This is a genomic window from Clostridium sp. (assembly GCF_022482905.1).
Lineage (GTDB): Bacteria > Bacillota > Clostridia > Clostridiales > Clostridiaceae > Clostridium_B.
Genome location: NZ_JAKVOI010000001.1, coordinates 1,608,635 through 1,621,420 on the forward strand (window position 1 = coordinate 1,608,635; position 12,786 = coordinate 1,621,420).

At 38.4% G+C, this 12,786-nt stretch carries 14 protein-coding genes; 1 reads left to right on the forward strand and 13 read right to left on the reverse strand.

The window, feature by feature from the left end; genetic code table 11:
• Positions 1-149: 149 nt before the first annotated feature.
• Entirely contained in the window at positions 150-1,793 is a 1,644-nt protein-coding gene (locus tag LKE46_RS07975) for a putative manganese-dependent inorganic diphosphatase (protein WP_291720238.1), read from the forward strand.
• Between the two features lie 42 nt (positions 1,794-1,835).
• Here LKE46_RS07975 and LKE46_RS07980 read toward each other — a convergent pair whose 3' ends face one another.
• From LKE46_RS07980 to fliP, 13 genes are all read right to left on the reverse strand, one after another.
• Complete coding sequence (locus LKE46_RS07980; RefSeq protein ID WP_291720241.1) at positions 1,836-2,105, reverse strand: hypothetical protein; 270 nt, start codon at positions 2,103-2,105, stop codon at positions 1,836-1,838.
• A gap of 76 nt (positions 2,106-2,181) precedes the next feature.
• On the reverse strand, positions 2,182-2,955 hold the full coding sequence (locus LKE46_RS07985) for a flagellar hook-basal body complex protein (RefSeq protein WP_291720244.1): 774 nt from the start codon (positions 2,953-2,955) through the stop codon (positions 2,182-2,184).
• A 26-nt stretch (positions 2,956-2,981) separates the two neighbouring features.
• Complete coding sequence (locus LKE46_RS07990; RefSeq protein WP_291720251.1) at positions 2,982-3,761, reverse strand: flagellar basal-body rod protein FlgG; 780 nt, start codon at positions 3,759-3,761, stop codon at positions 2,982-2,984.
• Positions 3,758-3,943, reverse strand: coding sequence for a hypothetical protein (locus LKE46_RS07995; RefSeq protein WP_291720254.1), 186 nt, complete (start codon positions 3,941-3,943; stop codon positions 3,758-3,760). The genes LKE46_RS07990 and LKE46_RS07995 overlap by 4 nt, the downstream gene beginning before the upstream one ends.
• 17 nt (positions 3,944-3,960) lie before the next feature.
• Positions 3,961-4,365 (reverse strand): hypothetical protein, encoded by a 405-nt coding sequence (locus LKE46_RS08000; RefSeq protein ID WP_291720257.1) that lies wholly within the window; start codon positions 4,363-4,365, stop codon positions 3,961-3,963.
• Positions 4,366-4,381: 16 nt separating this feature from the next.
• Positions 4,382-5,110 carry a FliA/WhiG family RNA polymerase sigma factor gene (locus tag LKE46_RS08005; RefSeq protein ID WP_291720260.1) on the reverse strand — a complete coding sequence of 243 codons (729 nt, stop codon included), beginning with the start codon at positions 5,108-5,110 and terminating at the stop codon, positions 4,382-4,384.
• Positions 5,110-5,790, reverse strand: a complete 681-nt coding sequence (locus LKE46_RS08010) for a flagellar brake protein (protein WP_291720263.1) — start codon at positions 5,788-5,790, stop codon at positions 5,110-5,112. The genes LKE46_RS08005 and LKE46_RS08010 overlap by 1 nt, the downstream gene beginning before the upstream one ends.
• A 15-nt stretch (positions 5,791-5,805) precedes the next feature.
• Complete coding sequence (locus LKE46_RS08015; protein WP_291720265.1) at positions 5,806-6,681, reverse strand: MinD/ParA family protein; 876 nt, start codon at positions 6,679-6,681, stop codon at positions 5,806-5,808.
• Complete coding sequence (gene flhF / locus LKE46_RS08020; RefSeq protein ID WP_291720268.1) at positions 6,675-7,808, reverse strand: flagellar biosynthesis protein FlhF; 1,134 nt, start codon at positions 7,806-7,808, stop codon at positions 6,675-6,677. The genes LKE46_RS08015 and flhF overlap by 7 nt, the downstream gene beginning before the upstream one ends.
• On the reverse strand, positions 7,808-9,823 hold the full coding sequence (gene flhA / locus LKE46_RS08025; RefSeq protein WP_434735213.1) for a flagellar biosynthesis protein FlhA: 2,016 nt from the start codon (positions 9,821-9,823) through the stop codon (positions 7,808-7,810). Before flhA ends, flhF begins: the two co-directional genes overlap by 1 nt.
• Positions 9,824-9,879: 56 nt before the next feature.
• The gene (locus LKE46_RS08030) at positions 9,880-11,700 is read right to left on the reverse strand and encodes a fused FliR family export protein/FlhB family type III secretion system protein (protein WP_291720275.1); all 1,821 of its coding nucleotides are present in this window, start codon (positions 11,698-11,700) and stop codon (positions 9,880-9,882) included.
• Positions 11,701-11,722: 22 nt separating this feature from the next.
• Complete coding sequence (gene fliQ / locus LKE46_RS08035) at positions 11,723-11,992, reverse strand: flagellar biosynthesis protein FliQ (protein WP_291720278.1); 270 nt, start codon at positions 11,990-11,992, stop codon at positions 11,723-11,725.
• A 10-nt stretch (positions 11,993-12,002) separates the two neighbouring features.
• On the reverse strand, positions 12,003-12,767 hold the full coding sequence (gene fliP / locus LKE46_RS08040) for a flagellar type III secretion system pore protein FliP (RefSeq protein ID WP_434735214.1): 765 nt from the start codon (positions 12,765-12,767) through the stop codon (positions 12,003-12,005).
• Positions 12,768-12,786 lie beyond the last annotated feature (19 nt).

Below are 12,786 nucleotides of genomic sequence, written 5' to 3' on the forward strand. Positions count from 1 at the left end.
TTTATTAATGTATATGCAAAAATATATGTACATTATTCTAATTGACCGATTAAACTTCACCTGTAAACTGGAACTATTCTATATAATAATATATAATAATATAAGCACATAGTAACTCTGCACTAATAAACGTTAGGAGGAAAATACAAATGAACGATACCGTATATATAACCGGGCATAAAAATCCAGATACGGATTCAATATGCTCTTCCATAGCTTATGCGGAATTTAAAAATAAAACAGGAGTAAATGCAGTACCTATACGACTGGGGGAGATCAGTAAAGAAACCCAGTTTGTTCTGGATTACTTCGGAGTTGAACCACAGAAATTAATGGATACAGTAAAAACACAGATAGCGGATTTAAACTTCGACAGTGTAAATCCAATATCGCCCCAGACTTCACTTAAAACCGCCTGGGCAATGATAAGAAAAAATAGTGTAAAAACCCTGCCTATAGTAGATGATGACGGCATACTGATCGGGATTGCATCCCAATCAAACATAACTTCATCCTATATGGATATCTGGGACAGCAACATAATTCAGAAAAGCGGCACCACCCTCGACAATATACTGGATACTCTGGCTGCAAAATGTATATATGTTTCCAGTGAAAACAGCGAATTCAAAGGGAAGGTAATAGTGGCAGCCATGCAGCCGGAGAGTATAGATGAAGTTATTGAAGACGGTGACATCGTAATATGCGGCGACAGAACCGATGCCCAGAATGCAATACTGGATTCAAATGCCTCCCTCATGATACTTACAGGGAACCACGAGGTGTCGGAAGAGGTTGCCGACAGGGCAAAAGAAGTTAACTGTTCCATAATAGTAACCCCTTACGACACTTTTACTGCTGCAAGACTCATACCTCAGAGCATACCTATAAGTTATGTCATGAAAAAAGATGGCATACTCTCCTTTAAAACCTATGATTTCATAGATGATGTAAGGGAAGTCATGCTGGACACCAGATACAGAAGTTATCCCGTAGTTGACGAAAGCAACAGGGTAATTGGCAATCTATCCAGATATCATCTTATATCCCGAAATAAAAAGAAGGTCATACTTGTTGATCACAATGAAAGATCCCAGTCTGTAAATGGACTTGAAGATGCGGAAATACTTGAAATAATCGACCATCACAGAATAGCCGACATACAGACCGCTTCCGCCATATACTTTAGAAATGAGCCTGTTGGATGTACGGGAACAATAGTAGGTACAAGATTCTTTGAAAATGGTATAAGACCGTCCAAAAAAGCAGCAGGACTTTTGTGCGGTGCCATAATATCAGATACCCTTTTCTTCAAATCACCTACATCAACTGAGACGGACAGGATAATGCTGAACAGACTGGCCTCCATAGCGGATATTGATCCTGAAAAGTTTGCAAAAGACATGTTCAAGGCTGGTTCATCCCTTGATGGAAAGACTCCTGAAGATATATTGAACCAGGACTTCAAAACATTTAATCTTGAAGGTGTAAAAGTTGGAGTATCACAGGTTTCAACTACCGATCCCGAGAGTTTCTCCCCTGTCAAGAATGATATTGTAGATCTCATGGAATCAATGTGCAGCAGTGAAGGATTCGGGCTCATGGTATTCATGGTTACAGACATATTGAAAAGTGGTTCGGAATTGATATCAATAGGTGAATACAGTGATGTAATATCTTCTATATTTGATGTGAAATTAATCGACCACAGTGCCTATGTTCCAGGAGTATTATCAAGGAAAAAACAGATAATTCCACCGCTTACCACTGCCATTGCAAAACATAGAAATTAAAAACAGACCCGAAGAATATTGTTTGTATCTTCGGGCCTGTTTTTAATCCGTTATTTCGCTTATATCCACAGTTTTCATCCTCAAGTTTCCAAAGTTTCCTCCAGTTCCGTCATCTCCCGCATAATCCTCCTGCTCCCCACGGGAAAGTGATGGATATGTTTGTATCTGCATGTTTTGATTATAATCTACTGGTGGATACATGTAAGGATCCACGGCATAAATCGGAATTGTTGGAATAGAAGGATATATAAACGGCATACCATAATAAGTATAAGGTGGATAACCATATCCCATATCCGGATATTTGTACATACAAAATTCCCCCCAAAATATTAAATCAATATATTATATGTATGTACAAACCATAAGTTTACTATAAAATAGATTTTTATCTTTTCATGCTGTTTATAAGCCCCCACATCTCATCTGACGTGCTCAATGCCTTGGCGCTCAATTCAAAAGCACGCTGGGAGAGTATCATCTCCGACATTTCCTTTCCCACATCAACATTCGACTGTTCAAGAAATCCCTGCTGTATGGATACATCATTATTTTGGTATATCCGGGCTCCCGGCTTTGGAGAATATAAATTGTTCCCTATGGATATCATTGAATCATCTCCAACAACATTGTAGACATTTATCTTTCCATATAATACGTCCTGATCCCCATTTTGTATATATACATATCCCTCTTTGTCCACAAGAAAGTTATCCTTTGTAAGTTCACCTGCACGTGCACCATTTTCAAGGACCATATTGACCCTGTTTCCACTCTGGTCAACCAGTGTACCAGCACTATCTACAATAAAATCTCCTGCCCTTTCATAGGCTGCCTGCCCGTTTGCAAGGGTAACTCTGAAAAAACCCTGCCCGTCTATGGCCAGATCTGTTTTTTTGCCGGTTTCAACAAGACTTCCCTCCTGTGTGTTTCTGATCCATTGTGAAGTTTTTGAGCCATCTCCGCTTATCAACTTTGTATCAGAATTTTGATTTACAGGATATCCTCTTCTGTCGAGAGTTTCATACATCAAATCCTGAAAATTCACATTCTCGGATTTGTATCCGGTAGTATTGACATTCGCCAAATTGTTTGATATACTATTTAATTTTTCCTGCTGAGCATTCATTGCACTTGTACTGTTCCATATTGCCCTAAGCATGTTATCCACCTCCCAAAATTTAAATATCAGACCCTTCCAACTTCATTTACAAGCTTATCCAAAGTTTCATCTATTGACTGTACCGCCTTCTGATTTGTCTCAAAAGTTCTCATTGTAGTAAGCATGTCTGCCATTGCATTTACTACATTCACATTCGAGCTTTCAAGGGAATTCTGCTTTACATTCACAGCGTTGGACTCTACGGCACCATTTCCACTGTATAGATTGTCTCCTACCTTGGTGAGAGCATTGTAGTCATTGAAATCAACAGTATCCAATTTGTATCTTTGGGTACCGTCTATACTTATATTTCCCTGGGAATCACATACCATCTTTCCATTTCCAACATCCACAGGCCCCAATGCACCAGTTTGAGTATTCCTGGCAAGTACCGTATCTCCTGCATCATCCACAAGAATTCCGTTTATATTTACGTGGAAGTGTCCGTCTCTAGTATAATATGTAGTATTGCCATTGCCTTCCTGCCTGGACACTGCAAAAAATCCCCTCCCGTCTATGGCAAAATCCGTAGCTATTCCCGTATCCTGAATAGTACCACTGCTGAATTCGGAATTCACGCCGTTTACTCTACTTCCAAGACTTATATCACCTATAACATTCCTTACATTCTTTCCACCAACTACCTTGTCATAATTCTGAAGAAGCATTTCTCCAAAATCTCCAACTGAAAGATCATCCTGCTTGAAACCAACAGTATTGGCATTTGCAATATTATTCGTAAGTACATCCTGCTTTGCTTCCTGTGTTATCATTCCTGAAACTGCCGTATAAAAGCTTCTAATCATTTTTTACCTCCATTATCTTTATTTATTACTTTCATTTCTTCAGGATACTGCATACCCAGAGATCTTGCCTTTTGTTCTATCTGGGTTTTGCTCATTTGATATTGAATTTTTGCCTGCAGCATTACTGAAGTTGCAAGTATTATTCCGATACCAATACCTAGAAGAATCTTTCCGTCACTCAAGAAATCCGTGATTTCAGTTATTTTATGTATAATTCCTTTATTAATAGCAATTCCCCCTTGCCTATACCAGTTTTTTCTGATATCTCATCCATTGATACTTTATCATCAATCATTCTCTTTATTTCATCTATTTTAACATTATTGTAATTTTCAAATTCAGAATTTCCAGTTTCCTTTTCATCTTTATCTCCATGTTTATTTAGTTTGACACTATTTTCCTTTAGATTTTCTATTTCCTTTTGGAGTTCAAAAATTGTCTCCCCGAATTCATTTCTGAGTTTTCCTATTTCAATCTCAAATTTTTCACTTGATTCCTGTTTTAAATCAAGTTGATTTTTAAACGAGTTCTTTTCTCTAAGTACAGCTCGTGCATTAAAAATTATAATTACTATTCCTATCACAAAAAGTACAATTGTCTCCATTTAAATATCTCCATTCCTAGGCCTTGTATTTTAATTTGGACATTGCTTTTCTAAGATGTATGATTGCCCTGCTGTGAAGCTGGCATACTCTTGATTCTGAAACATTTAAAATATGTCCTATTTTCTTGAGTGTCAGTCCCTCGTAATAATAGAGTGTAAGTATAAGGTTGTCCTTTTCATTTAGCAATTGCAGAGCCATAGTCAAATATTCCAGTTCTTCTTTCTCCTCAAGTATCTTTTCAGGACTCGGACTTTTATCATCTTCTATAGTACCCATGATTGGAATATCATCATCATCTGAAAATATTAAATTTTCCAGGGATACTACGGATATGTAATTTATATAGTTCTCTATTTCAACCATGCTTTTTATGGAAATATTGAGTTTTTGAGATATCTCTGAAGCAGTTGGTTCTCTGCCAAGTTCCTTCTGCAGAGTTTCTACAGCCTGATTGTATCTGTTGAGTTTATCCATCGCGCCTTTTGAAATTGGACTGTTTTTTCTGAGTTCATCTATCATTGAACCCCTTATACGGATTGAGGCATAAGTTGAAAATTTCATTCCACGCTCTTCATCAAATTTGTTTATAGCATCCATAAGTCCAACTATGCCATAGCTCACGAGATCTTCATATTCTATATATTTTGTCTTTCCTATTATAACTCTGGATGCAATATACTTTACAAGAGGAAGATATCTTTTTACTAGTTCTTCTTTTATATTTGACTCTTTTGATATGGCCATTATTCATCCTCCCTTGTTCTTTTCTTTACTTGTTCTCTCATAATTCTAAATACAAGTGCTATTATCTTCTCCCTGTTTTTCTCGTCTATATTTATAAAGGATACACCGCATATTAATTTTCTCTTCTTTATATCCCTGTCAATTCTAACAAGTCTGCCTTTTACTGTTATATTTTCATTTCCAGCGGGTATGGTAAGCAGAAGTATCTTTCCGTATGAGAACCTTCTCTCTAAGCCAATGTCTATAGAAAGTTTCATACCCCCTCCACTTATGTTAAGTGACGTTGCATTGAAAAAATCTATCTGATCATCCAGATGCTTTGAGTCCTTAACCGTTGGAACAATTGCACATAGTATATCCATAGTCATTGGAACTCTCACAAAATTTCTTCTCTGGTAGAATCTAATATTCTCAGGTTTTTTAATATCTATTATGAGAACCCTGTCTATTCTTCGGGAAGTTACAACCGTATCAAAACTATACATCTGCTTTTGCTTTTTATGAAAATATATGCATCTTATGCTGTCACCTCTTCTAAGTGGAAGGTATTTACCTTCATTTACCGGAATACTTATTCCTATAGTGTCTTCCCCCACGTCCTGTATATTGCTCTTGTAAAAACCATCTTCCATTTCAATTTCTATTTTGCTGTTCACTCGAAATTCAATGTTGCAGTCCATACACCCATCTTCTCCTTACGAAAAAATATTAAAAATCTTCTTGAATAACTCCTGAACTCCACTCTGATTTTCAGCTGATTTGACACCAATCAATTTATTTACTATGAAGTTCACATCTTTTGATGCATCTGATACAGGGTAATTTATTATAAATGGAATCTGTTTTCTAACTGCCTGTACTATTTTTCTGTCTTCCGATATGCAGCCTAGATAATTGAGTTTGATGTCCAGGAATCTACATACAGCGGCATTAAACTTGTCAAAAGTTTTTGCGCCTTCTTTCCTACTTGCAACCTTGTTTATAATCACATTGGCAGAATCTTTGATTTTAAAATGATCTACAGCCTTTACCAGACTATAGGCATCCATAAGCGCAGTAGGTTCAGGTGTAGTAATTACAAACAGTTCATCACAGCAGTTTATAAAGCCAAGTACTGTTTTATTTATACCAGCTCCTGTATCCATTATTATGTAATCGAGATTTTCAAGCTTTGAAAGTTTTTTAATAAAGCTGTTTCTTTTTTCATCATCTGCATCACCAAATTTTGGTATTCCCGTTCCACCAGGCAGCAGCTGTATACCAAAAGGTCCTTTTATTATTACATCTTCAATAGTCTTATCTTTAAACATTATATCATATACACTGTATTTAGGTAAAAATCCCATAAGTAAATCGTCATTTCCCATTCCCATATCTGCATCAAATATCAGCACCTTTTTTTTCATCTTCTGCAGACATATGGCTGCATTTACAACAAAATTGCTCTTTCCGACTCCGCCCTTCCCGGAAGTAACTGTAATTATGACAGGTTTTGAACTGCTTGAGTTTTTCACATCTGATTTTTGGCTTTCCTCTGCAAGTTTTCTTAACTTTTCCGCTTGATCTAGCATATTATATCCTCTCCTGTCACAAGCTTTGCCAGTTCACCGGAATTCATAACCTTGATATCCTCTGGAACATTCTGTCCTGTAGTTACAAAACTTACAGGCTTCTTTGCCGCTTCTATAATATTCAATATGGAACCATATGTAGAGGTCTCATCAAGTTTTGTTATTATTATATTGCTGTAGTTCAATTCCCTGTATCCATCTACTATTACATCAATATCCCTATTTTTAGTGGTACAGCTTATTACCAGATGTATATTATTGGTATTTACCTTGTCTATAAAAGCCCTCAGCTCGGATATCTGCATCTTGTTTTTACTGCTTCTTCCCGTTGTGTCAACAAGAACCACATCACATTCCTTCATGCTGTCAATGGCCTTTTCCATTTCCTTGATGCTTATGACTACTTTAAATGGTATGTTCATTATGTCGGCATAGGTTCTCAGCTGTTCTACCGCACCTATTCTATATGTATCTATGGTTATAAGCCCGACTTTCTTTTTTTCAATCAAAGACAGTCTTCCTGCAAGCTTTGCAATAGTAGTAGTCTTTCCAACACCTGTAGGGCCTACGAGAACTACTGCATTTTCAAGTGGTTTGTTTTCAACCTTTATCATTTCAGCTACAATGCTGTCAAGTTTTTCACTTTCCTCGCCGTCATCCCCTGCATCCTCCATGTTCCTCATTATTTTCTTGATTACAGCTTCATCTAAATCAATGCTTTCCAGTCTGAGTTGAAGTTTGGTCTTCCCCACCGGTACATTCTTGCTGTTCATCATGTCATCCAGCATTCCCCTCATTTTTCTGACTTCTTCAACCAGACTGTCATTATTTCTATTCTGGGGATTATATACGGGCTGAATTTTTTTTGAGCTGTTAATCTTTGCTTTATTACCTACAGCTTTTTTTAATGCCTCTATGCTTCCTCTCATTTCCTCTGAATTATCATCTTTTTGCCTCGAATTGTCCACTGCTGCTGTAACTTCAAGTATCTTCTTTGAGAAAAAGCCGAGGAATCCCCCTTTTCTTATTTTTCTCTGACTTATTATAACCGCTTCTCTCCCGAGTTCATACCTGATTCTTGTAATGGCTTCATTCATATTTTTGACCTTGTACCTTCGTATAATCATTATATTGAAACCACTCCTTCTGTTTTGATTTCCACATCATTTGGTATTTCATTCAATGAAAGAACATTAACTGAAGGAAACACCATTTCAATAAGCTTTCTGAAGGCTGCACGAATTTTGGGAGATACCAGTATTACCGGCTGATTGTCATAAAAATATACGGAATCCAGTACTTTTCTTATGGAGGCCAGTACTTTGCTTGTAGTATCAGGATCTATAGCCGGAAAAGAACCCTGCATGGACTTCTGTATATTCTGTCCTACAATATCCTCCAGCTGCTGTGAAAGTGTAACCACTGTTATAGTGTTGTTGTCATCAATCAGAGAATTGCATATGCTCCTTCCAAGGGCAAATCTCACATATTCGGTAAGCAGTTCTATATCCTTGGTATTTCTAGAGTTGTCTGCCAGGGATTCCAGTATTGTAACCATATCCTTTATAGGTACCCTCTCCCGGAGAAGATTTTGAAGTACCTTCTGTACCTCTCCTATTGTAAGCAGGTCAGGTATGAGTTCCTCAACCACAGTAGGATACTTTTCCTTGACGGAGTCAAGTATGAGTTTGACCTCCTGTCTTCCAATAAGCTCATGGGAATGCTTCTTGATTGTTTCAGTAAGATGCGTCACCATTACCGTAGTAGGATCTACCACGGTAAATCCCTTTATTTCCGCCTCTTCCCTCTGGTCGTTGTTTATCCACGTAGCCGGCAGTCCAAAAGACGGCTCCTTTGTACTTATACCTGCAATCGTGTTTTCCCCATTGGCAGGGTCCATACATAGAAGCATGTTTGGCATGAGCTCTCCTTTTGCCACAACAGTCCCACGTATCTTTATCACATACTCATTTGTGCTAAGCTGCAGATTGTCCCTTATTCTTATGGGCTGGACTATAATACCCATTTCTATGGCACACTGTCTTCTGACGGAAGTTATTCTCTGCAGCAGATCTCCCCCTGAGCTTTCATCTGCAAGTGGAATCAAGCCATAGCCTATTTCCACCTCCATGGGCTCTACGGATATAAGATTCATCACATTTTCAGGCTCTTTATCCTCTATCTCGGAAATCTGCTGCTGTTCTGCATGTATCTGCTCCATATTTCTCTGAAGTTCATCCTTGTACAGAAAATATGCGGCGGCTACACAGAAAGCAGACAGGACCAAAAATGCTATGTGCGGAAGTCCTGGTATCATTGCCATAAAAAGAAGTACGGCACCGGCAATACCTATTACCTTTGGAAATCCTGTAAGCTGCTTCACAGCCAGGGTACCAAAATTTTCGTTGCTTCCAGAACGTGTAACCAGTATACCTGATGCCGTAGATATCAAAAGGGCAGGTATCTGTGATACCAGTCCGTCTCCTATAGTAAGCCTTGTATAAGTCTGTGCAGCAGTAGCTGCATCCATTCCATGGAATACTACACCCATAACAATTCCGGCTACTGCATTTATAACTACAATTATAAGTGATGCTATTGCATCTCCTTTTACAAATTTCGAGGCACCATCCATGGCACCATAGAAGTCCGCCTCCTTCTGGAGTTTCGTCCTTCTGTCTCTCGCACCTTTTTCATCAATAAGTCCCGAGTTCAAATCTGCATCTATGCTCATCTGTTTTCCAGGCATTGCATCCAGTGTGAATCTGGCTGAAACCTCTGCAACCCTGCTTGCTCCATTGGTTATTACAATAAACTGAACTATTATTATAATCAGGAATATAATTATTCCGACTACATAATTGCCTCCTACGACAAACCCTCCAAAAGCATTTATAACTTCACCTGCATAAGCATCCCTGAGTATGAGTCTTACAGATGAGATATTCAGGGCAACCCTGAACAGGGTAGTTATCAAGAGCAGTGTAGGAAATACTGAAAACTGCAATATCTCCGTGGTAAACATTGTTAAAAGTATGATAACTATTGACAGGGTTATATTGAAGGCAATAAATATATCCAGTAATTTGGAAGGAAGTGGAATTATAATCATAAATACCACCATTATAACAACCATTGCCATTATTATGTCAATATTATCTTTTAAACTGAATCTCTTCTTGCTGTTTTCCAAAAATATCACCTCATCTTGTAAACCAGAGCCAGTATCTCAGCTACTGTCTGGTACATGTCCACTGGTATTTCCTGATCAATTTCAACCTGCTTGAATATAAGCCGTGCCAGTGTCCTATTTTCAAATATCGGCACTTTGTTGTCCTTTGCCACCTGTTTTATCCTGAGAGCTACGGCATCCAGCCCCTTTGCTACGAGAACAGGTGCATTCTGTCCATCTTCATATTTAAGTGCTATAGCTACATGTGTAGGGTTTGTAACTACCACAGTAGCTTTGGGAACCTCCTGCATCATTCTCCTCATTGCAATTTCCCTCTGCTTCTGCTTTATCTTTCCCTTTATCTGGGGATCTCCTTCATCCTGCTTGTATTCTTCTTTGACTTCCTGTTTGGACATTTTAAGATCCCTGTTGTACTGGAATATCTGAAACATATAATCTATAATTGCAATGACAATCAAAATAAGGGTTATCCTGAAAAATATACTTACAGCAAGACTTCCTACAGCCTTTGCTACAGCCTGTACATTTAGCTGTCCCAAAGTCAATATGTACATATAATTGTCTTTTATGAATTTATAACCTACATATCCTACTATTACAACTATCAAAGTGTCCTTCAGAAGCTCCATTACAGCTCTAAGTGAAAACATCCTCTTGAATCCATTTATAGGATTCAGCTTTGTAAAATCCGGTTTTAAAGGTTCAAAGCTCATGAGTCCCCTTGTCTGCACCAGATTTGCAAGCACACCCATTACAAGTATTGGAAGGACAAGCGGCAGAAAAACAACTGCCAGTCTCCATATAGTTATGAACAATATCTTGTTCAAACTTTCGTAGTTTAGGGAAATCCTCATGTAATCATTGAGGAAGGTCCTCATTGTATAACCAAGCTGTGATCCTGCGTATCCACCGAGAACTGCAATAACCAGAGTTGATGCAAGCAGCGTTACAGCCAGACCTATTTCTTTGCTTTTTGCAATCTGCCCCTTCTTCCTTGCATCACTTTTTTTCCTCGGTGTTGCCTGTTCCGTTTTATCATCTTTTGCAAATACGAGAAGCACAGGAAGGGTATTGTAAAATCCCTTCATGGAATCGGGTATTGCATTGAATGAATTTTCCACAAGTTTCAAGAATATCGGGAGTGCCAGGCAGAAAGATGCAAGTCCCACCAGAATTTTAACTGGAAGTCCCAGTATCATTATATTCAACTGGGGAACAGTTCTGGCAATAAGCGACATTGTCAAATCGGTAAACAGAATTATCAGGACTATAGGTGCAGCTATCTGCACCGCAATAGTGAAGTACTCTATAAATGCCTTTATTATCACATTAATAGATCCCTGTGCCAGGAAAAAGTTTCCAAGCTTTATTATATTAAAACTCTCTATTATGGACCTTATAAGCATATGATGTCCATCAACTGCAAGGAAAACCACCATGCTGAACCAGTACAGAAGGCGCTCAAGCAAGGTAGTATTGCTGCTTGAGGAAGGATCGAACATACTCATCATTGCAAAACCCACTTGCATATCCATAACATTACCCGCGAATCTCACCATTGAAAAACAGAGATTTGTCAAGAAACCAAGGGTAAGTCCCGCAGATACTTCATTCAGACAGTTGAATATAAACGGCAGGGTACTATTTATATCATTTATGGAAGAATAATTTATACCAGGCATCAATATATAGGCTATTACCAATGCAAGTCCTACCTTTACCGATGCCGGAGTTCCTGCAGGGAAAAATATAGGTACCAGTGCAAAAAAGCAAAATATCCTTATGGATACAAGCACCAGTGCCGTAAAATATAAAGTATCTATCACATCATTCCACTCCTATTTGCATCTACCGGGTTATCTGCGCTATATATGTAAAAATCCTTTCAGTAAAATTTACAAGCTGATGAAGCATCCAGCTTCCGGTAATAAGTCCTACTACGGCCACGGCAATGAGTTTAGGCACAAAAGTAAGTGTCTGTTCCTGTATCTGGGTAGTAGCCTGAAATATACTTATTATCAGTCCAACCAGTATTGCAACCAGAAGAATGGGTGCCGATACCAGAAGGCCCGTCTGTATTGAATCCTTTATAATTCCGATTACCATGTTCTCACTCATCTAATTCACCTCACGAAAAGCTCAAAATCAGCGATTTTACAAGCAGATACCAGCCATCTACCATAACGAACAACAACAATTTAAATGGAAGTGATATCATTACAGGTGGAAGCATGAACATTCCCATGGACATGAGGACACTTGCCACCACAAGATCTATTATCATAAAAGGTATGTATATCAAAAATCCTATTTGAAAAGCAGTCTTGAGTTCACTTATTACGTATGCGGGAATAACTACATTCAAAGGTGCATTGTCCGCTGTTACCTTGTAGTTCAATTTAGCCTCGTCTACAAACAATTTCAGATCCTTCTGTCTTGTCTGTCTGAGCATGAAGCTTCTGAGAGGCTTTGCACCAGCCTCTATCGCCTGCTCCTGCGTAATTCTGTTCTGCATATACGGCTTGAGGGCATTTGAATTTATAGTTGAATATACAGGATACATTATGTACACAGTCAGGAACAAAGCAAGTCCAACTAATACCGTATTGGGAGGTGACTGCTGTGTTCCCATGGCATTTCTTAAAAAACCGAACACCACTATGATTCTCACAAAACTTGTCATCATCATTATAAAAGAAGGAAGCAGGGTAAGCACCGTCAGCATTATGAGCAGTCTTATATTTTGAACATACTGCTGTGGAGTAGAGGCACCTGCATTGTCCATGGATATATTTATATTTGGTATGGGCATTGCCTGTGATGGATCCGGTGCCGCATATGCGGTGCTGGAAGCCATGACAACTACAGCAATTGCCAGAATTGAAACAGCCATAAAATTTCTGCTAAGTTTA

What these genes read in the sequence shown, in the direction of transcription:
- LKE46_RS07975 (WP_291720238.1), top strand. Translation starts at nt 150, where the DNA reads ATGAACGATACCGTATATATAACCGGGCATAAAAATCCAGATACGGAT.
- LKE46_RS07980 (WP_291720241.1), bottom strand. Translation starts at nt 2,105, where the DNA reads ATGTACAAATATCCGGATATGGGATATGGTTATCCACCTTATACTTAT.
- LKE46_RS07985 (WP_291720244.1), bottom strand. Translation starts at nt 2,955, where the DNA reads ATGCTTAGGGCAATATGGAACAGTACAAGTGCAATGAATGCTCAGCAG.
- LKE46_RS07990 (WP_291720251.1), bottom strand. Translation starts at nt 3,761, where the DNA reads ATGATTAGAAGCTTTTATACGGCAGTTTCAGGAATGATAACACAGGAA.
- LKE46_RS08000 (WP_291720257.1), bottom strand. Translation starts at nt 4,365, where the DNA reads ATGGAGACAATTGTACTTTTTGTGATAGGAATAGTAATTATAATTTTT.
- LKE46_RS08005 (WP_291720260.1), bottom strand. Translation starts at nt 5,110, where the DNA reads ATGGCCATATCAAAAGAGTCAAATATAAAAGAAGAACTAGTAAAAAGA.
- LKE46_RS08010 (WP_291720263.1), bottom strand. Translation starts at nt 5,790, where the DNA reads ATGGACTGCAACATTGAATTTCGAGTGAACAGCAAAATAGAAATTGAA.
- LKE46_RS08015 (WP_291720265.1), bottom strand. Translation starts at nt 6,681, where the DNA reads ATGCTAGATCAAGCGGAAAAGTTAAGAAAACTTGCAGAGGAAAGCCAA.
- flhF (WP_291720268.1), bottom strand. Translation starts at nt 7,808, where the DNA reads ATGATTATACGAAGGTACAAGGTCAAAAATATGAATGAAGCCATTACA.
- flhA (WP_434735213.1), bottom strand. Translation starts at nt 9,823, where the DNA reads ATGGCAATGGTTGTTATAATGGTGGTATTTATGATTATAATTCCACTT.
- fliQ (WP_291720278.1), bottom strand. Translation starts at nt 11,992, where the DNA reads ATGAGTGAGAACATGGTAATCGGAATTATAAAGGATTCAATACAGACG.
- fliP (WP_434735214.1), bottom strand. Translation starts at nt 12,767, where the DNA reads ATGGCTGTTTCAATTCTGGCAATTGCTGTAGTTGTCATGGCTTCCAGC.